The sequence below is a fragment of the Bacillus sp. PK3-067 genome, assembly GCF_056738645.1.
Genome location: NZ_CP096490.1, coordinates 5019631 through 5045790 on the forward strand (window position 1 = coordinate 5019631; position 26160 = coordinate 5045790).

Consider the following 26160-nt stretch of genomic DNA (forward strand, 5'->3'; position numbering starts at 1 on the left):
TTTAAACGGTATATTTAGTACACTATATGTAATAATCCTAGGCGATGGAGTTCGCCATAAACGCTGCTTAGCTAATGACTCCTACCAGTATACATACTGGTAGGAGTCTATTTTTTTGAGCAATCTATTTAAAGAGGTGAGAAAATTGATTTATATTATCGTCGGCATTGCCGGTATATTAGGAGCTCTTTCTCGTTATTATTTAGGTCTTAATATCACCACATTTTGGCATCATTCATTTCCATTAGCAACATTACTCATTAACTTAATCGGTTGCTTCTTCTTAGCGTGGCTAACTACTTATATCGCCCGGCTAAACATCTTACCTTCAGAGGTCATCACAGGCATCGGAACTGGATTCATCGGTTCCTTTACGACTTTTTCAACATTTAGTGTAGAAACTGTGCAATTGATCAATCATTCTGAGTGGAGCATAGCCTTCTTATATGTATCATGTAGCATACTTGGTGGCCTCATTATGTCTGGCCTTGGCTATACACTTGGAGATTTCTTAATTAAGAAATCTCTTACGGAAGGTGATTACTCATGATAGAAGCCTTATTAGTCGCAACAGGAGGATTTTTCGGTGCGATTACACGATTTGCAATTAGCAATTGGTTTAAGAAAAGAAATAAAACACAATTTCCACTTGCTACATTCCTTATTAATATAACAGGGGCGTTTTTACTTGGATATATAATCGGCAACGGAGTTACTACAGGCTGGCAACTATTATTAGGTACTGGATTTATGGGTGCATTCACTACATTTTCTACGTTTAAACTAGAAGCCGTTCAACTTCTCAATCGAAAAAATATTAGCACTTTCCTTTTATACTTAAGCGCTACGTACATAATTGGTATCCTCTTCGCATTCCTTGGAATGAAGCTAGGCGGAATATGAAAAAAAGCGACTCTATTGAGTCGCTTTCTTTCATAAGAAATATGTCCCGCCATATGGAATAGAAAATAAACCAGCTGGATGTACATCGTAATGTACAATTTGCATCGGAAGCTGTGAATACGGCATATACTGACTTTGCATCATTTGTGCAAAATATGCTTGTTGTTGCATTTGAATAGCTTGATTCATAGCATGAATTGTTCCCTGTGCCCCAGCCAGCGTAATAGCTGCTCCTACTTGTCTTCCATTATAAAAATGATGGTTCATCATGATTCATCTCACTTATTCTTTTTCTTCCATATGGTATGTTTCTATTTCATAGTGAGTATTTTGTCCCTATTGGTAACCCCTATTTATTGCCCTTTTTCAGCTTTGAAGTAATAAATCCAAATAATAATACGCCAATACCACTAAGGAACAATACATAACTTATCGGTACTAGGAAAAAGAAAGGTTCTTCAAGGAATCCATCCGCTCCTACTTTACTGTTTGAAGCATGTATAGTTAAAGAAATAATCGCTAAAATCATGAAAGAAATAGCTACTACGTATTTATTTTTCATTTCACATTCTCCTCTACTCATGTAATTCTCCTTAGATTCTTAACATCATATTATCCAAAAAACCATTAACAGTCAATAATTATTTATCGTTTAACAATAAATAATTATTGACTAGAATAATAACAAAAAGGTTTACGAAGCATATTAAATCACTTCGCAAACCCTCTGTATTATAAATATTTACACTTCAAACCTCTTGCTTAATACAATATACATTGCGCAAAATAGCACGAATATCCCAGCATAAATTAACAAAATCTCTACACTAAACATATCCGACAATGGCCCAAATATTATCATTCCTAGAGGAAGCGCGCATGAATTCGCAATTTGTACAAGACTGAACATCCGTCCGTGCATTGATGGTTCTACTTTTTCCTGCAATAACACAGTAACTGGTGTATTGAAGCACGGCATCGTTATACCAATTAAAAAATTAAATACTAAATACATAATAAATATCGGTGCTATTCCGAGTCCAATCATAAGCAGTCCATATAATGCACAAGCTAGCGCTGTTGTATGCATACGATTACGAAAACCACCCCACGCGGCAATCAATACGCCACCAGCTGCCGCACCAGCACTAAAGGTCATCTCACTAGCAGTAAGTCTCCACATTTCGGCCCCGAAAGAACGAGTTACCATTAAAGGTGTTAAAAAAGCAGCTGGACTTATTAAAATCATGATGATAATCAATAAAACGATTAGCCTTTTAATAAATACATTTTCTTTTAAATAAGAGAATCCTTCTTTAATTCCTTGTAGATTAGATTTTTGCTTATTCTCTGCATTCACATGTCCCTCTACTTGAATGATAAGCATAATACTAATTCCAATCATAGCCGTAATAACATCAATAAAAAATGTTGTTTCAATGCTGGCAATAGAAAGAATCGCCGCACTTGCTGCTGGAGAAAGAAACATAATTAAAGATGTAATACTGCTATTTATTCCATTTACTTTCATAAGATACTCTTTCGGAACGATTTGCGGAATTAATGCATTCACAGCTGGCGTTTGTACTCCTGTTCCAGCTGAACGAATGAGTAACACAATAAAAAGTAACCAAATACTTTTATATCCTGTTAAAAATAAAATTGCTAAAACTAACGTCGCAATCGCTATAATTCCATCCGATAACATAATCATCTTTTTACGGTCATAACGATCAATCCAAACACCTGCAAACAAAGATATCGCAATTTGTGGTAGAAAACCGCAAACAGTTGAAATAGTCAACATCACTCCTGATGATGTTGTAAGGGTGATATACCATATAATCGCGTATTGTACGAGAGAGGAACCGAACAACGAAATAGTTTGAGCGGTCAAAAATAATATAATTTTCGTTTTCCAATTGTTTTCACTCATATGTTTCACACCCCCTTAACTATTCCTGTCTCTATATGAAAGATGCTATCTGCCCAATCAAGATAAAAACTCGCTTCGTGAGATACGAGTATAATGCTGCCCTTAAACTTAATTAGCGCCTTTTGCAAAGCTTCCTTCGCTTCTGCATCTAAATGATTTGTCGGCTCATCTAAAATTAATAAGTTACAAGGTGATAATAATAATCCGCACAGTTTCACCTTCGATTGTTCACCACCACTTAACGTACGAATTTCTTGCGAAACGTGCGTATCCTTCACTCCACACGCAGCTAAATGATGGCGTATTTCCTTCATATTCAGTTTAGGAAACTGTTCTGAAATAATTTGAAGCGGCGTTAAAGAATCATTGCTCCAATTTAAATCTTGCTCATAATATCCAATCTTTATTTGCTCTGAAAAGTGAAACTCTCCAGAAATACTATCAATATTTCCAACGATTGTTTTTAATAAAGTAGATTTTCCTACTCCATTGAAACCTGTAATAACAAGTTTTTGCCTACCCATTACTGAAAAATTCAACTTTGGTAAGAGAGCGAAGTCGTAACCAACTTCAAGGTTATTTACTTCAAGAACTGTCTGAACTGAAATGGGAAGTTCCTGAAAATGAATAGACGGTTTATGAGTAAAACTTGGTGGCGCAATTCTTTCCATACGCTTTAATTGTTTTCTACGACCTTGCGCTATTTTTGAATTCACCCCAGCAATATTTCTACGAATATACTCTTCCGTTTTTTCAATTTTCTTTTGCTGTGCATAATATTGGCGAATATAATCTTTTCGCAAATGCTCCTTCTGTCTTACAAAATCTGAGTATTTGCCGTAATACTTCTTAACTGTCCCGAACTCTACATCACATATGCAAGAAGTTACCTTTTCCAGAAAATCAAAATCATGTGATATGACAATAAACGCTCCTTCAAAATTCATTAAATAATTAGCAAGCCACTCCACATGCTCCTTATCAAGAAAATTCGTCGGTTCATCTAGTAATAAAATATTAGGCTCTTCTAATAAGAGCTTCGCTAAAATTACCTTTGCACGCTGCCCTCCGCTTAATTCACCAATAACACGATCCATCCCAATCACATCAATACCTAAGCCGGATGCCACCTTATTCGTAATACTATCTACTGAATAAAAATCATGAGCCTCGAGCAGTCCTTGAATTTCTGCCGCTTTCAATAGTTGATTTTCATCTCCAGTCATCGCACTTTCTTCATATAACTTGTTCATTCTCTTTTCCATTTCATACAAATCATAAAAGGCTCTCTTTAAATATTGTGAAATGGTGTAACCCTCATCAATTTCTGCGTATTGATCAAGATGTCCAATTTGAATATTAGGTTGCCACTTTATGTCTCCCTTATCAGGAATAATTTCCCCCACCAATATTTTCATTAATGTGCTTTTTCCTGCACCATTCTGTCCAATAATTCCCATATGCTCCCCTTTATGCAAATCAAAAGAAGCATTTTCGTATAATACTTTATCTATAAAACTATGTGATAAACTTTCCACTTTAAGTAAACTCATTTTTATTCCTCTTTTCCTGAAATTAAAAAAAGCAGAGAGATAGCGTCATTCGACACTAGCCCTCTGCTTCGTGGTTTTTCCTATACTACTCCAATTTATAGTAAAGACTCATCGGAATAATATACACAAAGGGCCATAGACAAAGCATTGTCTATGGCCCCTTAATCTATTTTATACACCAGCTGAAAAACCATAACGAAATAAGCATAGATAAACTATACTTTTTTAGAAAAGTTATTCAGCCGATGAATATAGGGGATTTATGCCCCTTGATTAAGCTCCGTACAACGCTTCACCGTATACATTTGTGCGGAGCAAAGTTTTCTAATGAGTTTTACAAATTTTATATAAAGCATATTATGCACCTTCCTTAATACTTAAAAAGGATTTTAGCATACGGTTTTACGAAGCGTCAACATTACTTCCGAATCTTTCAACTACTTGTTTTCAAAATATTGCTTCTGAAACATACACATTCTTATCGCATTATGATAGTTACCATCAACGAAAAACTCATCGATAAGCTCACCTTCTACCATAAACCCAACTTTTTTATAAACATGTACTGCCTTTTCATTTTCCTTATCCACAACTAAATAAATCTTATGCATATTTAGTACGGAAAAAGCGTAATCCATCGCTAAACGCGTCGCATCCACTGCATAACCATATCCTTGATAATTCGGATCAATAATGATTTGGAATTCTGTTCTACGGTGAATATAATCGATTTCTACTAACTCAACTAATCCAACCATTTCATTGTCTTTCTCAACGATAAATCGGCGTTCGCTTTGATCATGTATATGTTTATCATATAAGTCTTGCAGCTCCACAAATGCCTCATACGGCTCTTCAAACCAATACGACATAATATGCGCATTATTATTCAGTTCGTGTACAAACTTTAAATCTTCTCGTTCTAATGGACGTAACTTCAATTCCTGATTCATTTCTATAACCTCCAAGTAAAAGAAACCTCTTCACTTAATTTCTCAATTTTTTTCGATTTCAAACGCCCTAATTTCATTGTAAACTTTCAAGCAACTTGAAGGTCAAGATGTAAAAAAGTAGTGCAAACTTATGTCTGCACTACTACTCTTTTCTCAAATCTCTCATATTCGATATGTATAAAGCAATAACTAAAACAAGAATTGCTCCTGCGTATAATAACGTCTCCATCGGTTCCTCATGAGACACAATAATCAATCGAATTAAGGCCGTAATTCCGATATAAATAAAATAACGTAACGGGAAATGATAGTTCGATTTAAAATACTTAATAATTAATGCAATGAACTCGAAGTATAAGAAATAGACGATGATACTTTCAACCAATTTATACGACGTATACTCTTTTGCCGAAAAAATATACTGCACAAACGTAATTGTCTCATTCACTAAGAAAATCGATAACACAATGGATAATATAATTAAAGCTATATTTAATATCCATTGCAAAACACTAGCTATAACATGATCGATATTAAATGACTTCATTTTCTCTTTAGACTCCCCTTCGTATAAGTACTTATTTATTATAGCAAAATTACGATTGGAAAGAAGTTAAATCATATATTCGTCCTTTGTTGTTGCCAGTGTAGGGGAGATTTAGTGTGTGGAGAATTCTGTTTACAACCATACCCGACGAAACATGGAGAAACTCTTTCAAATTACCGTTCGTACATGTCGTACTAATGAGCAATGCATAATCTCGTATAGCATCCTCATGTGCCACTTTTGAAAAATCTTTACAACTTGTACAACGCCAGCCCTTCTTCACTTTAACCATTGGAATAACTAAGCTTTTCTCACATTGTACTCCATTTAACAACTCCTCTTTTTCTATTTTATATTGCTCAAGTATATTTTGTTGAAGTGGAGAATGCTCCGTTATTATTTAATGAATGAGCCTATCTACATTATCTATAACTTTTCTCTTATATTTACTTTCAAACCACTTTATTTTATGAGGTAAATTTGCACTATGAATAATTGTATGAAGAAGATTGTCATCTGAAGATTTTATAATGGTACGAGGCGAGCTAATAACAACGAGGGACTCGATTGGAAGACTAGAGGAAAATCCATGTAAGCTTAACCATTTCTTTAATTGTATTTCTTGCCTTTTTATTTGTAAAACCGGATCTGGAAATCCCTCTGAATTTCCTTCTGTTATTCGGATAAGTTGATTAAACTTTGCATCAAACATTAATGTACCTGCTATATTTTTTATCTCAAGAAAAAGAAGAAACTTTGTGGAAATGATAATAGTATCAATTTGAAAGTATTGATCATGATTAGACAAGCGAACATCATGTAAAACACTATACTCTTTCTCAGAAATAAAACTAAGTGGATAATCAATTGCTTGCTCCCCTTTATACCCCGCCATGTGTTTTGCCAAGTTTTCTCCAATTAAATTTCGTTTTGGATGATGTACAGGTAACCTTCTAAGCAGTGCTTCTAACTGTCTTATATAAATCGGCATTTTTCTTTCTTTCACAATCACCTCAAACACCCCTTTACAAATATATCAACGATTTTTTCAATATATCTATCATAACTCACAATATATCAACGATTTTTCCAATATATCTATCACAACTCACAATATATCAACGATTTTTCCAATATATCGATTGGTCGACAATATCTGACACTACCTCACTCCAATCACTCACAGCATATCCTAGAAAAACACCTTCAGCAAAAACTTAAAATCGTATTTCCTCATAAAAAAACCATAACCCGCTCCTCCAGCAAAGTTATGGTTTTTAACCCTGCAATGCCACTCTATCTATAACTTTGCCGTGAAGTCCACAAAATCCATTTGTACTTATAGCAACTTTCACTTTTTTCACACTGAAACTATATACCCCAAAATCGTTTCACAACGTTATTACTTCCGCATAGCTACAATTTATATAATAACGGTACAGTACAAATAACGTGCTGAATCACTAAGTATGGGGGCATAACGATGAACGAAGCGTTGCTATTAGTAGACATACAAAATGATTACTTTGAAGGTGGCAATATGGAATTACATCAACCTGAAAAAGCCGCACAAAAAGCGAAAGAAGTTTTGAAAGCATTTCGTGAAAAACATAAAACAGTTATTTATGTACAACATATTGCGAACAATGAAGGGGCTACTTTCTTCTTACCTGATACATTAGGTGTTCAAATTCATGATGATGTACAACCGATTGCTAACGAAAGAGTCTTACAAAAACACCACTCCTACAGTTTTTCTCAAAAGTTTTGCACTACAATCGATTAGCTATATTAGCAATTACATTATTATTAGCGGCTTTCCTTCTTCTTTACAGTGTATTTTTTGGATTACTCGTAGGCACTACAGCAAGCTAGCGATTTTTTATAAATATGAACATTTTTTAGGAATTAGTTTATCTTTTTTTAATGTTTTATTTAGAGGCAGTTTATAGTCGGGTATTAACATAAGAAACGTAGCAACTAAGTTCATATATGACGCACTGCTACTATAATCGCTAACCGTACTACTTGAAATCATAAAATAAGGAGACGATAAAACATGAACAAAAAAGCAAAAGCACTATCATCCGTACTGCTCGGATTCACATTAGCATTAACAGGGTGTGCTGGTACTAAAGCTGAAGAAAATCATGGGAAACAAAAACAAGAACAAGTTGCTAAAGAAACAAAAAAGGAAAATAAATTAACTAAAGGGCAAAAAATGGCTAATATTCTTAGCGAGACAAATTGGCAAGGTACACGAGTGTATGACAAAGATAAGAATGACTTAACAAAAGAGAATGCAAACTTCATTGGTCTTGCAAAATATGATGCGAAGTCAGGCAGATATGAATTTTTTGATGCTAAAACAGGTGCAAGTCGTGGCGATAAAGGCACTTTCTTTGTCACAAATGATGGGAAGAAGAGAATATTAATTTCAGAATCAATGAAGTATCAAGCTGTCGTTGACATGACAAAACTAAATAAAAATGTATTTACTTATAAACGAATGGGTAAAGACGCTAACGGTAAAGATGTAGAAGTTTTCGTTGAACATGTCCCATATAAAGAAAAAGAACTTTCTTTCACTGATCCGGACAAGCAGCTGAACACGACTACAGGAGATATTGTTAAAAACGTTGATGGAGATAAAATTTTAGGCAGTACCCTTTGGCATGGAACAAAGGTATTAGATGAAGCTGGTAACGATGTAACACAGTTTAATTCGAATTTTATAAGTTTAGCAAAATTTGATGACAAGTCTAATAAATATGAGTTTTTCAATAGCGAAACAGGTCAAAGCCGCGGTGATTATGGCTACTTCGATGTTGTACACGAAAATAAAATAAGAGCCCATGTTTCAATTGGAAATAACAAATACGGTGCTGCTCTTGAACTTACTGAACTAAATAAGAATAAATTTACGTATAAAAGAACTGGTAAAGACCAAGCTGGTAAGGATATAACTATATTCGTTGAACATGAACCTTATAAAGGTGATATGAAACCACAATTTAGTTTTTAAATACGTTTGATTAAAGATCCTGTACTGAGTTGCAGGATCTTTCTTATTAAGCAAGAGAACGAAAAGACGAAAAACATGTAGCTTTTCGTCTTCACAATATTCCCACCTTATAGTCGATGATTTACAAAACCTAAAAACATACCGATACAAAATAAAATAAATCCAATTAGAATTAAGGGAAGAGTGAAGCCACCCCAAGCTGGTTTATTAGCAAACGCCCTTATTTTAAAATTAATCCTCGCTAAAGACATGATAACGATACCCGCTATTGATAAAATTGTAGTTACATAAGTCATCTAGAATAATACTCCTCTTCTATATTGATTTTATATCTCTGCAAACCATCTACATAAGTGTTACAGTCCACTATTCATACATGTCATCCCAATTGTAGCAATCCAGCTTTGTGCCACATCATTTGTAAAATTCATTCTTCATTCCTAAAAAAAGACAGAACCAGACGGTTCGGTCTTTTTTGTTTTATAATAATCTCTTTTATTTTTGCTACAATACCTTTTTCTTATAAATCTTACGCTAACACAGCTTTTGATTAACTTATCCTGAAATATTATGAATTTGCGTTCAACTTATCTAAAATACCTTTATCTATTTTTGCTTGATTCACTTTAGCTATTTTAGAAACAATCCCACGGCGATCTTCCCAATCAATCAAATAATATTGATTTTTTTCCAATTCATTTTGCAAGGAAATTTTCAGTTCTCTTTCTTCCCCTTTTTTATCGTACACCTTCTCATCGTAAACATGATACGTAAGAACTTCTCCATTACTCAATTTTTCGTTTTCTACTTTAGAATCAGTCGTTACTTTTACATAATATTGTTTAGTCAAATAGTATCCATTCCCTGACTTCATATAGTAGAAAGCACCTCCTACTATAGCTAATAACACAAAAATTCTCATGATCCATTTCATATGGTAATACCTAACCTTTCTATTCTACTTGTAAGATTTATACCCGTTAAAATATAAATCTTCCTTACCTTAAGTATGCTTTAACCATACAGATGGTACAATCCAGTTTCCTTACACCCACATTACATTTTTGTAATCCTATCATTTTACAAAAGTTTCTTAAGTTGGCCCAAAACAAAGGAACATAAAGTTTTATTCCTCCAATTGCCACACTTTTAGCAACACTTGTCCAAGTAATAGGAATTTCATTTCAATCCATTTTACGTGAAGAAGTAAATCAACGCCGATTAACTATATTAGGAATTACATTATTAATCAGCCCTCATCAATCGGGCTGCCCGGCAAATAGAGGAATAAAATTTATGACTAAGTAAAAAAGCGCCCTACTTATAGGGCGCTTTTTTTATACTTAATGACTAATACTAGCTGTTGGATATAATGTTGTTCCTCCAATTGAAACTTTTATTTCATTTGTTAATGGAACGTTTTGTTCATTAATAATTGTTCTCCACCATTCCCATGCAAGACCTGTACATTCTCTTGCTACAATTTTTATATTTTTTGAGTTCGGTGGAAGAGGGATAACTGTAGAGTAATGAGCCGTTTTGTCTTTTCCGCTACCATCCCATGTTTTATGTGTTAGTACTTCGTTACCCTTTTGGTCAAATGTGAATTCATCCCAAGATACATCAAATTGAGCAACGTAAGCACCATAATGATCAAGTGTCATTTTAGCACTTGAATATTCTGTAGTTGTCGTCTCAATATAATCTGTATTGTTATGAACAGCAGCAGTTGCATTATCTTTTAAGAAAGTACTTGTATATGAAATTGGGTATGCTGGATTTTTAAGACTTAATTCAGCATTATCTTTAATAATATTTCGGATTTCATTGAAATCTTTAGTAACAACCTTGTTATGCTCTTTCGCATCTCCGCCTAATACTACAGCAGTAAAGGTACTTTCTTCAAAAATATCTTTATACTGTCCACTTGTTTCAACGCTGTTATCCTTAAGTAAGGCTTTAAAAGCAGCTTGTACATCTTTGCTCTTAGATGTTGTTTCTAATTTTACATAAATCGTTCTACCATAAGCTACATTTGAAACCATAACAGGTGGAGCCGAATTACTTACGCCTTTTCGAGTTAACTCATCAAAAGTAACGCTATTATCAAAAAGGTCGGATGGATTGTTAGGTAGTTCAGCACTTACCGTATAAAATATTTGCTTATACGCCGCTACCATCACTTTTTTCTCTCCATTTGCAACCGCATTAAAATCAATGTTTAGACTGTTATCAAGATATTTAGCGTTAACATTAAGAGCGCTTGCGATTTGCGATTTACTATAAACCATGGATTCCGTATACTGCATTCTTGCAGGCAACGTATGTGTTGTAGAATACTTTTCATTCCAAGTAGATACTAAATCGTCTACTGCTCCAGCTACATTACCATATGTCGGATTTTGGACAGTGATTGTATTTTCTTTTCTCATGCCCGGTAAGTCTATACTAATATTCAAAGGCTTTCTCTTAGCCACTAATAAACTCGGTTGATTGTCTGCAAAAGCTTTATTTGCAAGTTGTACAGCTCCTGGATACGTACGATTCACTACAGAATCAATAATTGAAATATCGACTGGTGACGTTGTAAGTGATTTTTTCTCGCGTTCCACTACTACAAATTTACCATTTGAATTGATACTTTCTTTCGGAACAAAACTCTCTATCTTATCACCATTTACAGCTAAAACCTCTTGATTATTATATTTAAGATTTGCTATACCAGTATCAATGCCACTAGCATTTTTGGTTACATCAGTTGCATTACTTGCTTGTGTTTCTGCGAAGGAAATAGATGAATAATTAATAGTGCATAGACTAACTAATAAACATGCAAGGAACTTTCTTCTTTTAGTGTTTTTCTTAATATTCAGAAAAATCACCCCGTTCTTTTTTTAGTAAAATATGATAATGATTGATAAATGATTGCTAACTAATAAATTTACATAAATGCTTTTAAAAGTTCTTGAATTAACGGGATTACGCCACCTACAAATTTTAAAACTGCCATTGCGATTTCCATATTATTTCCTCCTTTTTATTGCTACGAAAATATGATTTATCTTTATGCCCTCATTATAGTGACCCCTTACACTTTTATCAATACACTCTGATATGCAATATTACATATAAAAAAACAAGCTGAATTCTTTTGAAAAATTATACAGAGATATTTTTTCCACTTGGTACATACTTGAAAAGGTGAAGCATTCTTTTGCATTTTATAAGTAATCACATAAAAAAAGCTGCTGCCTATAAAATACAGACAGCAACTTCAACTAGAGTGTCTTGCATAATCTACGCAAGACATTTTATAACTAATAAACTGCTATTGGCCCATAAGGACCATTAATAATTTCTATTTTTGTTTCAAAAATATCTGTCAAAAGTGTTGAGTCCATAACCTCTTCTACTGTTCCAAAAGCAGCAATTTGTCCATCTTTCATAGCACAAATTTTATCCGAGTATTTAGCTGCAAAATTTATGTCATGCATAACCGTCAAAATTGTTCTTCCAAATTCATTAGCTGCACGTCTTAAATGCTCCATCATTTGAACAGAACGAGCAACATCAAGGTTGTTCAAAGGTTCGTCCAAAAGTACATATTCCGTCTCTTGGCACAGTACCATCGCTACATATGCCCTTTGTCTTTGACCACCAGAAAGCTCATCTAAATATCTATTCTCTAAACTAGTTAAATCTAAGAAATCGATATATTTAGAAATGATAACCTCATCTTCTTTAGTCAACCTTCCCTTTGAATAAGGAAAGCGCCCAAATCCAACTAATTGTCTAACTGTAAGCCTAGTTACAAAATGATTTTCTTGTCGCAATATAGTCAAAACTTTTGCTAAGTCTTTTGATTTGGATTCAGAAACATCCATATTTGCTACCTGAATTTGGCCTTCATCCATATCTAAAAGTCTGCCAATCATCAAAAGTGTCGTTGACTTTCCAGCACCATTTGGTCCAATTAAAGAAGTAAAGCCTGCTTTTGGTATTTCAATATCCAAAGGTCCTATTTTTACCTTATCAGTATAGAACTTTTTAACATTATCAATTTTTATCATAAAGCCCTCTTCCTTAAAACTATAGTTAAGAATATGATTCCACCAAATAATTCAATAATAACTGAAACTACACCTTGAGCATGGAATACATGATACATTAAAAAGTATGCGCTCGTCATTATTAAAAATCCTATAGCAAAAGCCATCGGAAAAATATATCTATGATCATAAGTTGACGCTGCCTGATAACTCAAAGTTGCCACTAAAAAGCCGTAGAAAGTAAGTGGCCCAATTAGAGCTGTTGAAATGGACATTAAAATAGCTACTAATACAAGCGTATAAATTACACTAGGTTGGTATTTAACTCCAAAAGAAGTAGCAACATCTTTTCCTAGTGATAAAACATTCAAATTCTTAGAATGAGCAAAAATTAATACCGCTACAATTATGATCATAGGAATTACAATAGGAAAATATGCAGGATCTGCATGATTAACAGAACCAAATAGTCTTGCTTGTAAAATATCAAATTCTGAAGGCGCAAGTAGTTTTCTCATGAAAGTTGACACAGAATTTAGCCCGGTACCAATAATAATTCCAACTAAAAGCATAAGTTGTAAATTCCCGTATTTACCGGAAAGTAACCATCCATAAAGTATCAAACTCATGAAGACCATAACAACAACTTGGAATAAAAATGATCCAATTCCATTAAAATTTATTAACGCACTAGCACCAAAGAAGAATACTGTACTCGTTTGAATTGCTGAATAAAGTGATTCGAAACCTAAAAGCGATGGAGTAATAATTTTATTATTCGTAATAGATTGGAAGGCAACTGTCGACAAGCTATGGCAAACCGCAGCAATAATCATTGCAACAATAGCTACTATCCTTCTCTTAACGACTGGGATAAAAGAAGGTGAATCTATCGGAACTGGATTGTTATAAACTAAAAGTCCATATGAAGAAAGAAGACCTAAAGCAATCAATGTTATCAGTAAAATCCAATAACGTCTTGCTTCCTTCTTAGACCGAAAAGCGCTAGCTGATCTACTTTCATTATGAAGGCTAGAATCGATTTCGACATTTTCTTTTTTTCTATATTCTAATGTGATCATCGTAGCCTCCTTGGTTTTCTTTTTCTCAATAAAATAGTAATAAACACGACTGCTCCCACTGTTGCAAGTATTAAAGAAACAGGTAATTCAAAAGGCTGTATAATTGTTCGAGAAATGATGTCACAGGCAGTTATTGATCCCATTCCGATCACACAAACCCAAGGTAAATTACTCCTAAGATCATCACCTCTAAACATTGAAACGATATTTGGCACAATTAATCCTAAGAAAGGTAAGTGTCCAATAACAGCTGCAACAATTCCAACTGCAACAGAGATAAGAGCAGTCCCAAAAAGAACAATTCTATTGTAATTAACTCCAAGACTTGTTGCGACATCTTCTCCTAGTCCAGCTAAAGTCAATCTATTAGCATACATAAAAATAAGAAAAGTAATGATAACAATCAGCCATAAATATTCATATCTTCCCACCTGAATGTTAGCAAATGAACCTACAAACCAAGTTTCAATACTTTGCGTCTTTTGAAAAAGGAGTCCTAAAAAAGTAGACACTGCAGAAATTACTGCTCCAAGCATCAATCCAATAATCGGAACAATTAAAGACGAACGAAGCTTAACTCTTCTTAAAAATAGAAAGAAAATCATAGTTCCTATAAAAGAAAAAATGATTGCACCAGTCATTCTTTGAACTAAAGTCGGGGCAGGAAATAATAAATACACAAAAAGCAGGCCTAAGCCTGACCATTCTATAGTCCCCGTTGTAGTAGGTTCAACAAAGCGATTCTGTGTAATGAGTTGCATGACGAGCCCTGCCATCGCCATCGCAGCTCCAGTAAGCATTAATGCAGCTGTTCTCGGAACACGAGTTATGAAAAACATCTCTGTCCCGTCCTCTTGTCCACGTATATCATAAACTCCAGTAAACAGTGATATAATCCCTAAAATTATAACAACTATAACTGCTATTATAAAAGGTTTTGTCCATATTTTATTTTGATTATAAAACTGGGGTTGAGAAATATTCTCAACCCTAGAAATCATATTTTTTGACACTGTTTCGTACTCCTTTACACTACTTAGCTAAAGTTTTTGCCATATTTCCAAATAACTCTATATAAGTTTGAATTGATTCATTCGTGTAAGTATCTTCTGGTGCATAAATAACTTGTTTTTTAGAAACAGCAGTTGTGTTTTGAAGAGCAGGTGATTTAGAAATAACATCCTTAGCAGGTGTTGACTTAGCTGCATCAGATGTTGCAGCATCACGATCTAATACGAAAATCCAATCAGGATTTGTTTGTGCAATAGCTTCAACAGAAACGTCATCACCTTTATGACCTGCAGTAGAATTTGAAACTTCTAACGCTGGAGTCCAACCGAAAATTTCATACATTGGTCCCCAAACACGACCAGAATGTGGAGCAGCAAAACCAATATTACCACCAGTAACGATAACACTCATAACTTTATCTTTTCCGTTATAAGCAGATTTTGCTTTTTCAATAGATTTATCAAAATCAGCTACTAATTGTTTAGCTTCTTTATCTTTATTAAAGATTTTTCCTAAAGTAACTGTAGAATCTTTAAGTCCTTTTACTAAGTTTTCGCCAGGCTTAGTAGCTTTCTCAGAAACATCAAAATTAAGATCAATAACTGCTGCATTTGGTACTAATTTTTTGATTTCTTCGTAATGGTCAGCAAATCTTTGACCAACAATTACAAGTTCAGGATTTGCCGCTGCAATAATTTCTAGATTTGGTTCACGGTGATTCCCAATATTTTGAACTTTTTCATCCTTTTTATATGCTGAATCAGCAGGCATGATATCCTTTGGAGCAGCCGCTAATTTAATTCCCCAATCAGATAAAGTTTCAAACGTTCTGTTATCCAAAGCAACTACATTCTTTGGGTTTACAGGGACTTTAACAGTTCCATGAGCATCAGTGATTTCAACCGTTTTTGGCTTATCACTACCATTATCTTTATTATTAGCCTTCGAAGTTTCTTTACTTGAATCTGAGCAAGCTACTAACATTAAAGTGAAAACTGCTAGAATACTCACTAATTTTAAAAGCATAGATTTTTTCATATGTATACTCCTTATAGTGTGATTTATTTCGAAAATGATGACATCCATAGATTGAATTAGAAGGTAACTTTTATTCAATTGAATCGCTATTGATAATCATTTTCATTTGAACATCCTGTTAATTAGTATAGTCATTAATTCTGTGAAAATCTTGTGAATGGTGTGAATTCATAAAATCAGGCATAGAAAGTAATATGTGAAGTCGGGCGTATTGATTAGCCATAATTTCCTCTACAAAACACGCCCATTAATAGCTAATATTTTTATAATCCATTTTTTTACGTCTTTTAATACTTCTAAGAAACTATTTGATTATTAGGTTTAATAGAAAAAAGAGTAAAACTGAATGAAACAGTTTTACTCTTTTTTCTATTACCTTATTTTATCATTCAATCATTGAATAGCCTCTACCATGTATCGTTTGAATATATCTGTCTTTCTTCTCGCACTTTAACTTTTTTCTTACATACCCAATATATAAGTCTACTACATTTGGATTTACTACTACATTATATCCCCATACTTGATTCAAAAGCATTTCACGGCTCAATATTGTGTTTTTATTCTTGATTAAAAATACAAGTAAATCGTACTCTCGCTTAGTAAGCGACAGGTTTTCGCCACCTTTTTTCACAATATTGCTAGATGCATCAACAAAGAGATCTTTAAACTGATAAAAGGTTGTCTCATTTTGCTGGTTACAGTCGCTTCTCCTTAAAATAGCTTGAACCCTTGCTACTAATTCTTCTTTCGCAAATGGTTTTCTTATATAATCATCTGCTCCTGCTTGTAACCCTGCTACGCAATCCTTACTAGAAATATTGTCAGTCACAATAATGATCGGTGTCGTTTTAACAAGTCGTATTTGTCTGCAAATTTCTGGTCCAGATATACTTAATGAATCCCAATCCAATATGATAATATCCCAATCTTGTTCATATATTATATTTAAACCTTCGTTTTCATTGTGAAGTTTTAAAATGAAGTAGCCTTCTTGCGTTAAACCGCTTACGATTTTCTTTGCTGAAGACCGTTCATTTTTAATCACCAACACCTGCTTCACCGATGGTTCACCTCTACTTCAATATAAATTATTTAGATAAAAAATTATTCCGAAAAAACAATTTAAGATTTATAAACTTAAAATCCCTAAATAATCCATTAAAACAGCTTATTAGGAGAACTCTATATAATCTTACAATAGGTATGGATAAAAACTCAAAACATATGAATATTCGAATAAAGTGAAAAAATAATAAAAACTCAACAATTGGGCGTTTACTAGCAGCTATATTATCTACCTGCTTATCGTCAATAACCATTTCTTCATTTTCTATTTCAGGGATATCGTCCCATCAACTTCAGCATTCTATAAAACCACAAACAAAAAGAACCATAAGCTTGCCGTTCCGGCAAACTTATGGTTCATATCACACAAAATAAAAAAACCACCAAATATGTATTGGTGGAGACGGTGGGAGTCGAACCCACGTCCAAAAATATCGGCACTTAAGCTTCTACGAGTGTAGTCGATATATTAGCATTTCGCGAACTCTTCGGCCTATCGACAGGCTTCCAAGTTGCTAGTCTGGTTGTTCTCTTCCTTTGTCCTCAGACGGCGAACTCCGGCGTAGTCCACTTAGTTTGAGTCCCTTACCCTACCACATGGACGATGGAGGGAGGAACCTTTAGTGCAATTAAGCAGCTAAAGAAAGATTGTTTTGTTTGCCAATTATAGGCTTTGACGTTTTAACGAGGCCGATCCCCTCGACTCGCAACCTAAGCTCGAACTATCCCTGTCGAATCCGTAACGTCCCCATGATAAAAATGGAGCATACGAAGAAAATTTCGTGATAGCTACTAAGAGCTGTTTTTCAATGTGCAACAATCTTACATAAATTATTATAACATACGCGCTCCATTTTACAAATGTAAATATCTGTATTACATCTTTTGGCGATCACGGAACGCGCGTGCAATTTCACGTTTAGCTTCTTTCTCTTTTAAATCGTGACGTTTATCATATTGCTTCTTACCTTTTGCTAAACCAAGTGCCATCTTTGCAAATCCATTTTTCAAATAAATTCTAAGTGGAACTAATGCGTAACCTGTTTCTTTCGCAGCGCCCGCTAGTTTATCAATTTCTTTTTTATGCAGAAGTAATTTTCTCGTACGAAGTGGATCATGGTTGAAACGATTCCCTTGTTCGTACGTATTAATGTGCATATTATGAACCCATACTTCACCATTATGTACACGTGCAAACGCATCTTTCAAGTTTACGCGTCCAGCGCGAATCGACTTAATTTCCGTTCCTTGAAGGACAAGCCCTGCTTCGTATGTTTCTTCGATGAAATAATCATGAAATGCTTTTTTATTCTGTGCAATAACCTTACCTGTACCCTTTGGCATATAACGTCCCTCCTCTATTTTTACTATTGTAACAAATGTTAATAAAAAGCGAAAGTGGCTCGCTCTCAAGCCACGAAGAAAAAAGAAAACGGCCCCGCTTTTCATCAAAGCGAAGCCACTCTTTTCTTACTTACGCTTTTTCTTTTTCTTCTTGAATCCTGGTACGTTTTCGAAGAATGCTTTTTTCTTCTTACCGTTACCATCTTTTTTTCCCGGCTGGCTAGCAGAAGCGGATGCAGATGCAGATCCTCTTCCTTTTCCTTTACCACCACGGTCAAATTTTCTACCTGTGCCACGTTCACCGCCGCGCTCATTACTGCGCTCGCTACGTCCACCGCGTTTCTTTCTGCCTGTTCTTGGCTGCTCGATAACGACTGGACGATCTTTGAACTTACGGCGAGGTGTGCCTTTCATGCCAACGATTTCAAAGTCGATTGCACGCTCGTCTTTGTTTACGTTAATAACGCGAATTGTAATTTCGTCACCGATGCGGAATACGTTTCCTGTACGTTCTCCGATCATAGCGAAATGTTGCTCGTCATAACGGTAGTAATCATCCGTTAAATAACTAACGTGTACAAGACCTTCAATTGTATTTGGAAGCTCTACGAATAAACCGAAGTTTGTTACAGAGCTAATCATACCGTCATACTCTTCACCGATCTTATCAACCATATACTCTGCTTTTTTCATCTCATCTGTTTCACGCTCTGCTTCAACAGCACGACGTTCCATATTAGAAGAATGCTCTGCAATCTCAGGTAATTTTTCACGCCATTTTGCTTGCGTTTCGTTGTCGACTTTACCGTTAATAATGTATTCACGAATTAATCTATGAACGATTGTATCTGGGTAACGACGAATTGGTGATGTGAAGTGTGTGTAGAACTCAGTTGATAAACCGAAATGTCCTAAACTATCCGCATCGTAACGAGCTTGCTTCATAGAACGAAGCATAACTGTTGAAATAACTACTTCTTCTGGCTGTCCTTGAACCATTTCAAGAATTTGTTGTAGCGCGCGAGGATGCACTTCATTCGCACGTCCTTTTACGGCATATCCGAAGTTCGTTACAAACTCGAAGAAACGCTCTAGCTTATCTTCTTTCGGATCTTCATGGACACGGTACATAAACGGTACGTTCATCCAGTGGAAGTGCTCTGCTACTGTTTCATTCGCAACAAGCATAAATTCTTCAATTAACTTCTCTGATACAGAACGATCGCGCATAACAACATCAGTCGGTTTTCCTTCTTCATCTACTAATACTTTCGCTTCTTTAAAGTCAAAGTCAATTGCACCACGGCGCATACGTTTTTCACGTAGAATTTGTGCCAATTGCCCCATCTCTTTAAACATCGGTACTAATGGCTCATAACGCTTAATTAACTCTTCGTCCTCATCTTCTAAAATGCTTCTTACGTCAGCATACGTCATACGCTCTGTCGTTTTAATCACACTTTGGAAAATCTCGTGTTTAACAACATCACCTAAGTTGTTGATTTCCATTTCACAAGATAATGTCAGACGGTCTACTTTCGGATTTAATGAACAAATACCGTTAGATAGACGGTGTGGAATCATCGGAATTACACGGTCAACAAGATACACACTCGTCGCTCTTTCCGCTGCTTCAACATCAATTGGAGAACCTTCTTGAACGTAATGACTTACGTCCGCAATGTGAACGCCAAGCTTGTAGTTACCGTTCTCGAGCTTCGTTACTGTAACAGCATCATCTAAATCTTTCGCGTCTGCACCGTCAATTGTTACGATCATTTGATCACGTAGGTCACGGCGATCTTTTAAATCTTCTTCTGAAATCGTTTCTGGTACACTGTTTGCATGTTCCATCACTTCTTCAGGGAACGCTAAAGGCAAGTGATGTTTATGAATGACAGATAAAATATCTACTCCTGGATCATTTTTATGACCTAGAATTTGAATAACTTCACCTTCTGCACTTAAACGATTCTCTGGATAGCTCGTAATTTTCACAACTACTTTATGACCTTCTACAGCGCCCATAGATGCACTTTTCAATACGAAAATGTCACTCGTCCAGCGCTTATTGTCAGGTATAACAAATCCAAAGTTTTTCGATTCTGTATATGTACCAACTAGCTCTTTCGTTCCACGTTCTAAAATGCGTACAATTGAACCTTCTTGACGCGAACCACTCGATTGAGAACTAAGGCGTGCTAATACTGTATCGCCATGAAGTGCACCGTTTAATTCTGTAGGCGGGATGAAAAGATCATCGTCTCCTGTTTTCTTCTCATCTGGTACAACGAATGCAAAACCACGTGCATGTCCAATTAACTTACCGCGTATTAAATTCATCTTTTCAGGAAGACCGTAACGGTTGCTACGAGTACGAATAACAAGTCCCTTTTCTTCCATCGTTACAAGTGCCTTTACGAAATCTTTAAAGCCCTCAGAACCTTCAATCCCAAATGCCTCTTCTAACTCTTGTATCGTTAGCGGTTTATACGCTTCTTCTCTCATAAATAATAACAACTTATCAATATGTTCTTGTATGATTTCTTCCAAGCAAAAATACCTCCTTTAAAACCTTATATTATTTAGTGTATCCGAAAGATAGGGGATGTATAAAGTGAAACTTCAATACTCCCCTTATGATTTTTACAGTTTTCACAAAAAATTCCTTATGAAAAAAAGAGGCAACTAGATCTTACCAATCTAGTTGCTCCAAGAAGTTATATACATCCTCATGTAGCTCGTCACGTTGTTTATCAAGTGTAATGACATGCGTAGAGTCTTCATACCATTTAATGTCTTTTAACGTAGATTCTACACCGTTATAAATAATGTTAGCACTATCTGTATTAATCATTTCGTCATGACGTGCTTGTACAACAAATGTTGGTGCATAAATCATATCCACATTGTTACGTACGTCAGCAATTAATTGTTGTAATGCTTTTAATGTATTCATCGGTGTCTTTTGGAATTCCAACATTTCTTGTTCAATTTGTTCTGGTGATTTTTGCTCACGTTTTTTATATTCGCGGGCATATGCCAATATACCTTGGTACATCGTTTCTTCGCTCTTAATATACATCGGTGCACACATTGGTACTACACCTAAAACCGGTACTGTATAACCTAATTTTAAAGAAAATACGCCGCCAAGTGACAATCCAACAACAGCAATTTTCTCAAAACCTTTATCTTTTAAAAGCTGATATGCCTCCGTTACATCTTGCCACCAATCTGTAGGCCCTGTATGAACAAGCTCTTCTGGTGGTACACCGTGCCCTTTATAAATTGGCGCATGACAAGTATAGCCCTTCTTTTCTAAGAAACGCCCTAACATACGTACATCAGCTGAGTTCCCTGTGAATCCATGTAGTAATAAAACAGCGCGGTCTCCACCCTCAAATGTAAATGGTTTCGGAGATGCTAATTTCATCATGTATTTCTCCTCTTTCTCTTCTGTAATCTAGTCGTATTCTTTCTATATCTAGTGTACCATATTTGTATTTCTATAATCTAATTAGAAACATCTTTCAAATAGCAAAACAAAAAAAGAAGAACCATTAGTACCATTCACTAACGCTTCTTCTTTCAATTCTATAAATTGAAGTACGTAACACCAATTGTTAATACAAAGAACAATACAGCTAAAACAATTGTAATACGGTTTAATACCGCTTCAATTCCACGTGCCTTTTGCTTACCAAATAATTGCTCCGCACCGCCTGAAATTGCACCTGAAAGGCCTGAGCTATTACTAGATTGCATAAGTACCATAACAATCATTAAAATCGATACAATAATAAGTAAAACTGATAATAACGTATGCACTTGGCGTACCTCCTACAAAGATTCAGTTATTGTAACTGTAGCATAAATTCTATAGAAAAGCGAGAGCTATAGAGGCGCTCTCGCTTTTCTTCTATTACATAAACATCATCGCAAATAACGGTCCAAGTAAACATGTCAAAATTGCTGTTAATGTCATTGTTACCGATCCAATAACACCTTCATGTTCGTTATTTTTCATCGCTCTCATCACGCCCATAATATGAGAAGCACATCCAAATCCGATACCTTTACCAACTGAGTTTGTAACACGGCTCCATTTTAATAAAAGGGGTCCTGTAATCGTTCCAGTAATACCTGCGATAACAACGAAAGCTGCTGTTAAGGAAGGTACACCACCGACTTGCTCTGAAACACTCATCGCAACTGGCATTGTCACCGATTTTGGTAATGACGATAAGATTAAGCTTTTATCCGTTCCCATAAGTGAAGCAATCGCAAAATCACTAGCGATTGCAACTGTTGTACCTACTAATACCCCGCCAGCAATCGGTACAACATATTTTTGCAGAACATGACGTTGTTTATAAAGAGGAATTGCAAATGCTACAACACCGGGTCCAAGTAGCTTTGCAATCCAGCCACCACCACTTTCCATATAATGTTGATATGGTATATCAAGCACGATAAATAGGAAAGCCATTAATCCAGTTGCTACAAGCATTGGAATGGTGAATGGTGTTGGAAATAATTTATAGATTTTTTTAGATAATTGATATAATAGCACCGTAAAAAGAACCCAACCGACTCCGATTAATATTTGGCTCATCGCGACTCTCTTTCCTTCCTATTCGCAAGATATTGTCCTGTATGTCCTGCGACAATAATAATTAAAAATGTACTCGCTACAACTGTAATGAAAAGAGAAATTCCTTTACTCATAAAAAAAGCACCGTAATTCATTAGGCCAAGCGTTGGCGGAATTAATAAAAACGGCATAATAGCAACGAGTGTTTCTGCTCCTAAATCGAACCATTTCACTGGAAGAACTTTTAGGCTAAGTAAAACAAGTAAGAGGAACATCCCAATCAAACTTCCTGGAATTGGAATATTTAACATTTCTTGCACCCAAGTTCCAACCATATAAAACACGTAAAGAGCAGCAATTTGGACAAGAATCTTTGTAAATTTCATGTTCATCATCCCTCATGTTTATACGATCTTCTGTTAATATCTTTATCATAGTATAAATTGTAAAAAGCTGCAATTTATCAACTTGACAGCAAAAACAGCCTATGTTATACGCTTACAACCTTGATACGACTGCATTTCTAAACGAAAATTACGTCAAAAACCTTGACCTAATATAAAAAGTTTTTATTTTCTGAATTTAAAAGACTATTATTTCAATAAAATAATCTTTTTATTCTTAAACTTACATATATATAAAGTGAAACTTTAATCAATGAGATTCCCCTCATCCTTATTGATTATTAGCCCTCACCAAGCTGGTTTGTACGGGATAAACAAGATAGGTGGTGAACATATGCCCAAAAAAGTTCTCATTTTTTGTGATCCTGGGATTGATGATACGATGGCTCTCCTCTTAGCATTCTTTATCGATGAAATAGAAATCGTCGGTATCGTTGCTGATTACGGCAATGTTCCAAAAAAAATGGCCGTAGAAAATGCTCATTTTTTTAATAACGAAACAAAGAATAGAAATATCAAGATATTCGGTGGTTCAGAACGTCCCCTTACTGGTGCCCCACCTGCGTTTTTTACGGATGTACATGGGAAACAGGGGCTTGGGCCAATTATTCCAAAGGTGAATGTGACTAACGGAGAAATGGAGAATTTTTTTGAAGTCATTCCTCTTATTGAACAGTATAAAGATGAATTAATTATTGTGAGTTTAGGAAGACTTACCTCCCTAGCAATTTTGTTTATCATGTGCAAACAGTTAATGAAACAAATTAAATCTTACTATGTAATGGGCGGTGCCTTTTTACATCCTGGTAATGTTACCCCTATTTCCGAAGCAAACTTTTATGGCGATCCTACTGCCGCTAATATAGTCCTTCAATCCACAGCTAACATGTACATATACCCATTAAACGTCACTCAATACTCCATCATTACACCAGAAATGGCAGAGTACATTGAGGCAAAAGGAAAAGCTCCACTTGTCAAAACGTTATTTGATCATTATTACTACGGATATTATAAAGACGCCCTACCACATTTAAAGGGGAGCCCCTTCCATGACACAATACCAATACTCGCTTTACTTGATAACTCTATGTTTACCTATCACAAGTCACCTATCGTTGTCATGACAGAATCTTATGCACAGGGGGCAAGCATTGGAGAATTTCGCTCTTTAGGAGAATCTAAACCATTTATTGATTGGCCGAGTCATCAAATAGCAATTGATTTTGATTATAACCGCTTCTTCAAACATTTCATGTCACTTATGACGGGTGAACAATTTTAGCATAAAAAAACAGACCGTGATTTCTCACGGTCTGTCGTTTATTTTCTACAATTATCGTTTGATGTTATAGAAAGATTTTACACCATCGTAAACAGCTACTTCGCCTAGCTCGTCTTCGATACGTAATAATTGGTTGTACTTAGCAATACGGTCAGTACGGCTCATAGAACCAGTTTTGATTTGGCCAGCGTTAGTTGCTACTGCGATGTCAGCGATTGTAGCATCTTCAGTTTCACCAGAACGGTGAGATACAACTGCTGTGTAACCAGCACGTTTAGCCATTTCGATAGCTTCGAAAGTCTCAGTTAAAGTACCGATTTGGTTAACTTTAATTAAGATTGAGTTAGAGATACCTTTTTCGATACCTTCAGCAAGTTTTTGAGTGTTAGTTACGAATAAATCGTCACCAACTAATTGTACTTTATCACCGATACGCTCAGTTAATAATTTGTGACCATCCCAGTCGTTTTCGTCTAAACCATCTTCGATAGAGATGATTGGGAAGTCTTTGCAAAGCTCTTCATAGAAATCAACCATTTCTGCAGAAGTTAAGCCAGTACGGCCTTCGCCTGCAAGGTCATATTTACCAGTTTCTTTGTTATAGAACTCAGAAGAAGCAACGTCCATTCCTAAGAATACGTTCTCGCCAGCTTTGTAACCAGCTTTTTCGATAGCTTCGATGATTACTTCTAGAGCTTCACGGTTAGAACCAAGGTTTGGAGCGAATCCACCTTCGTCACCTACTGCAGTGTTAAGACCTTTGTCATGTAATACAGCTTTAAGTGCATGGAATACTTCAGCACCCATACGGATTGATTCTTTGAATGTTGGAGCACCAACTGGTAAGATCATGAACTCTTGGAAGTCAACGTTGTTATCAGCGTGAGAACCACCGTTGATGATGTTCATCATTGGAGTTGGTAATTGTTTTGCATTGAATCCACCAAGGTAACGGTATAATGGAAGACCTACGAAGTCAGCTGCTGCGTGAGCTACTGCCATAGATACACCAAGGATAGCGTTAGCGCCTAGTTTACCTTTGTTTGGAGTGCCATCTAATTCGATCATAGCACGGTCAATACCAGCTTGGTCAGTTACATCGAAACCAGCGATTTCTGGAGCGATAATTTCGTTAACGTTGTTTACTGCGTTAACAACACCTTTACCAAGGTAACGAGATTTGTCACCGTCACGTAATTCTACTGCTTCGTGCTCACCAGTAGATGCACCACTTGGTACGATAGCGCGTCCGAAAGCGCCGCTTTCTGTGTAAACTTCTACTTCTACAGTTGGGTTACCACGAGAGTCAAGGACTTCGCGAGCATAAACATCAATAATTGTTGACATAATAAATTCTCTCCTTTT

Annotated in this window: 25 protein-coding genes, 1 other RNA gene, 2 pseudogenes and 1 riboswitch; of the genes and pseudogenes, 5 read left to right on the forward strand and 23 right to left on the reverse strand. The window is 35.5% G+C overall.

Annotation, left to right across the window (positions count from 1 at the left end):
• The first annotated feature begins 31 nt into the window (after positions 1–31).
• A riboswitch (Fluoride riboswitch) is annotated at positions 32–91 on the forward strand.
• Positions 92–145: 54 nt separating this feature from the next.
• Together crcB (M1D73_RS25955) and crcB (M1D73_RS25960) are read left to right on the forward strand one after the other, a co-directional pair.
• Positions 146–550, forward strand: coding sequence for a fluoride efflux transporter CrcB (gene crcB / locus M1D73_RS25955; protein ID WP_000639315.1), 405 nt, complete (start codon positions 146–148; stop codon positions 548–550).
• Positions 547–903, forward strand: a complete 357-nt coding sequence (gene crcB, locus M1D73_RS25960; protein WP_000568587.1) for a fluoride efflux transporter CrcB — start codon at positions 547–549, stop codon at positions 901–903. The genes crcB (M1D73_RS25955) and crcB (M1D73_RS25960) overlap by 4 nt, the downstream gene beginning before the upstream one ends.
• A gap of 30 nt (positions 904–933) precedes the next feature.
• Here crcB (M1D73_RS25960) and M1D73_RS25965 read toward each other — a convergent pair whose 3' ends face one another.
• The 7 genes and pseudogenes from M1D73_RS25965 to M1D73_RS25995 form a co-directional block, all read right to left on the reverse strand.
• Positions 934–1173, reverse strand: a complete 240-nt coding sequence (locus M1D73_RS25965; RefSeq protein ID WP_000980930.1) for a DUF3947 family protein — start codon at positions 1171–1173, stop codon at positions 934–936.
• Positions 1174–1252: 79 nt separating this feature from the next.
• The gene (locus M1D73_RS25970) at positions 1253–1465 is read right to left on the reverse strand and encodes a DUF3955 domain-containing protein (protein ID WP_025118109.1); all 213 of its coding nucleotides are present in this window, start codon (positions 1463–1465) and stop codon (positions 1253–1255) included.
• A 180-nt stretch (positions 1466–1645) separates the two neighbouring features.
• The gene (locus M1D73_RS25975) at positions 1646–2839 is read right to left on the reverse strand and encodes an MFS transporter (protein ID WP_001293752.1); all 1194 of its coding nucleotides are present in this window, start codon (positions 2837–2839) and stop codon (positions 1646–1648) included.
• A gap of 5 nt (positions 2840–2844) precedes the next feature.
• Positions 2845–4392, reverse strand: coding sequence for an ABC-F family ATP-binding cassette domain-containing protein (locus M1D73_RS25980; protein WP_481157978.1), 1548 nt, complete (start codon positions 4390–4392; stop codon positions 2845–2847).
• A 437-nt stretch (positions 4393–4829) separates the two neighbouring features.
• Positions 4830–5345 carry a spermidine N1-acetyltransferase gene (gene speG, locus M1D73_RS25985; protein ID WP_001071092.1) on the reverse strand — a complete coding sequence of 172 codons (516 nt, stop codon included), beginning with the start codon at positions 5343–5345 and terminating at the stop codon, positions 4830–4832.
• 142 nt (positions 5346–5487) lie between these two features.
• Positions 5488–5892: a phosphate-starvation-inducible protein PsiE gene (gene psiE / locus M1D73_RS25990; RefSeq protein WP_000834708.1), complete on the reverse strand. Its 405-nt coding sequence runs from the start codon at positions 5890–5892 to the stop codon at positions 5488–5490.
• A 49-nt stretch (positions 5893–5941) separates the two neighbouring features.
• Positions 5942–6898: pseudogene (locus M1D73_RS25995) on the reverse strand (nuclease-related domain-containing protein).
• A gap of 477 nt (positions 6899–7375) precedes the next feature.
• Between M1D73_RS25995 and M1D73_RS26000 the strand changes: the two are divergent.
• Both M1D73_RS26000 and M1D73_RS26005 read left to right on the forward strand, forming a co-directional pair.
• Positions 7376–7648: pseudogene (locus M1D73_RS26000) on the forward strand (isochorismatase family protein); the annotation flags it as partial.
• A gap of 303 nt (positions 7649–7951) precedes the next feature.
• Positions 7952–8917 (forward strand): DUF4822 domain-containing protein, encoded by a 966-nt coding sequence (locus M1D73_RS26005; RefSeq protein ID WP_001034145.1) that lies wholly within the window; start codon positions 7952–7954, stop codon positions 8915–8917.
• 107 nt (positions 8918–9024) lie between these two features.
• Here the strand turns inward: M1D73_RS26005 and M1D73_RS26010 are convergent, their stop codons facing one another.
• The 15 genes from M1D73_RS26010 to M1D73_RS26080 all read right to left on the reverse strand — a co-directional run bounded on the left by M1D73_RS26010 (position 9025) and on the right by M1D73_RS26080 (position 23492).
• The gene (locus M1D73_RS26010) at positions 9025–9213 is read right to left on the reverse strand and encodes a hypothetical protein (protein ID WP_000222859.1); all 189 of its coding nucleotides are present in this window, start codon (positions 9211–9213) and stop codon (positions 9025–9027) included.
• Between the two features lie 272 nt (positions 9214–9485).
• Positions 9486–9851, reverse strand: coding sequence for a YxeA family protein (locus M1D73_RS26015; protein ID WP_002164645.1), 366 nt, complete (start codon positions 9849–9851; stop codon positions 9486–9488).
• A 409-nt stretch (positions 9852–10260) separates the two neighbouring features.
• Positions 10261–11799, reverse strand: coding sequence for an anthrolysin O/cereolysin O family cholesterol-dependent cytolysin Alo (gene alo / locus M1D73_RS26020; RefSeq protein WP_000576723.1), 1539 nt, complete (start codon positions 11797–11799; stop codon positions 10261–10263).
• Positions 11800–12234: 435 nt separating this feature from the next.
• Positions 12235–12987: an iron ABC transporter ATP-binding protein gene (locus M1D73_RS26025; protein WP_000590071.1), complete on the reverse strand. Its 753-nt coding sequence runs from the start codon at positions 12985–12987 to the stop codon at positions 12235–12237.
• A complete protein-coding gene (locus M1D73_RS26030) occupies positions 12984–14048 on the reverse strand; it encodes an iron chelate uptake ABC transporter family permease subunit (protein ID WP_000631245.1) in 1065 nt (354 codons plus the stop codon). The genes M1D73_RS26025 and M1D73_RS26030 overlap by 4 nt, the downstream gene beginning before the upstream one ends.
• Positions 14045–15061, reverse strand: a complete 1017-nt coding sequence (locus M1D73_RS26035) for an ABC transporter permease (protein WP_000042076.1) — start codon at positions 15059–15061, stop codon at positions 14045–14047. Before M1D73_RS26035 ends, M1D73_RS26030 begins: the two co-directional genes overlap by 4 nt.
• A 19-nt stretch (positions 15062–15080) precedes the next feature.
• A complete protein-coding gene (locus M1D73_RS26040; protein ID WP_000749449.1) occupies positions 15081–16097 on the reverse strand; it encodes a siderophore ABC transporter substrate-binding protein in 1017 nt (338 codons plus the stop codon).
• 385 nt (positions 16098–16482) lie between these two features.
• The gene (locus M1D73_RS26045) at positions 16483–17160 is read right to left on the reverse strand and encodes a response regulator transcription factor (RefSeq protein WP_086402109.1); all 678 of its coding nucleotides are present in this window, start codon (positions 17158–17160) and stop codon (positions 16483–16485) included.
• 400 nt (positions 17161–17560) lie between these two features.
• Positions 17561–17915: a transfer-messenger RNA gene (ssrA, locus tag M1D73_RS26050) on the reverse strand.
• A gap of 126 nt (positions 17916–18041) precedes the next feature.
• On the reverse strand, positions 18042–18509 hold the full coding sequence (gene smpB / locus M1D73_RS26055) for an SsrA-binding protein (protein ID WP_001123919.1): 468 nt from the start codon (positions 18507–18509) through the stop codon (positions 18042–18044).
• A gap of 126 nt (positions 18510–18635) precedes the next feature.
• Positions 18636–21017: a ribonuclease R gene (gene rnr / locus M1D73_RS26060; protein ID WP_369862067.1), complete on the reverse strand. Its 2382-nt coding sequence runs from the start codon at positions 21015–21017 to the stop codon at positions 18636–18638.
• Between the two features lie 187 nt (positions 21018–21204).
• Complete coding sequence (gene estA, locus M1D73_RS26065) at positions 21205–21945, reverse strand: carboxylesterase (protein ID WP_000761986.1); 741 nt, start codon at positions 21943–21945, stop codon at positions 21205–21207.
• 161 nt (positions 21946–22106) lie between these two features.
• Positions 22107–22340: a preprotein translocase subunit SecG gene (gene secG / locus M1D73_RS26070; RefSeq protein WP_000557264.1), complete on the reverse strand. Its 234-nt coding sequence runs from the start codon at positions 22338–22340 to the stop codon at positions 22107–22109.
• A 94-nt stretch (positions 22341–22434) separates the two neighbouring features.
• On the reverse strand, positions 22435–23127 hold the full coding sequence (locus M1D73_RS26075; RefSeq protein ID WP_000078309.1) for an LrgB family protein: 693 nt from the start codon (positions 23125–23127) through the stop codon (positions 22435–22437).
• Positions 23124–23492, reverse strand: coding sequence for a CidA/LrgA family holin-like protein (locus M1D73_RS26080; RefSeq protein ID WP_000673222.1), 369 nt, complete (start codon positions 23490–23492; stop codon positions 23124–23126). Before M1D73_RS26080 ends, M1D73_RS26075 begins: the two co-directional genes overlap by 4 nt.
• A 352-nt stretch (positions 23493–23844) precedes the next feature.
• Here M1D73_RS26080 and M1D73_RS26085 point away from each other — a divergent pair, with 352 nt between their 5' ends.
• Entirely contained in the window at positions 23845–24795 is a 951-nt protein-coding gene (locus M1D73_RS26085) for a nucleoside hydrolase (protein ID WP_001125051.1), read from the forward strand.
• Positions 24796–24846: 51 nt separating this feature from the next.
• Here M1D73_RS26085 and eno read toward each other — a convergent pair whose 3' ends face one another.
• Positions 24847–26142 carry a phosphopyruvate hydratase gene (gene eno, locus M1D73_RS26090; RefSeq protein ID WP_000103955.1) on the reverse strand — a complete coding sequence of 432 codons (1296 nt, stop codon included), beginning with the start codon at positions 26140–26142 and terminating at the stop codon, positions 24847–24849.
• Between the last annotated feature and the right edge of the window lie 18 nt (positions 26143–26160).